The 378-nt window shown below is 58.7% G+C and carries 1 protein-coding gene; it reads left to right on the top strand.

Going from position 1 to position 378, the window contains the following annotated elements; all coding sequences use genetic code 11:
• The coding region (locus FJA49_RS18290) for a hypothetical protein (RefSeq protein WP_158629423.1) at positions 1 to 378 on the top strand (378 nt) is incomplete at both ends.

Raw genomic sequence — 378 nt, 5'->3', positions numbered from 1 at the left:
TCGGCAACCTTACAAGTAACCTTCCGGGGTATACCGTTGCGTTCTACACCCTTGCGGGCACGCTTATCGACCCTGCCAATGCCTATACGAACCAGAACCCTGGCGTGCAGACGCTGAACGTGGTAATCACCAATACGGCCACCACCTGCGAAAGCAGGACCACGCTTACCATCCGAGTGGAGCCGCTTCCTAACCCTAGGACGGATCCGCAGGACATCGAGTCGTGCGACACCGGCATTCCTGGCGACGGCATGGCCGAAGGCGTCGACCTTACGGTACGCGAGACCTATATCAGGAACAACACGAACCCTGCGAGCGTAGACTTCTTCTACTATACGGACCGCAACCAGGCGGAAGCGGACGGCATCCAGGGCACGA

The sequence above is a fragment of the Flavobacterium microcysteis genome (assembly GCF_006385255.1).
In the GTDB taxonomy this organism is placed as follows: Bacteria; Bacteroidota; Bacteroidia; order Flavobacteriales; family Flavobacteriaceae; genus Flavobacterium; species Flavobacterium microcysteis.
The sequence above is the reverse complement of the archived record's forward strand: the minus strand, read 5'-3'. Positions and strand labels throughout refer to the sequence as shown.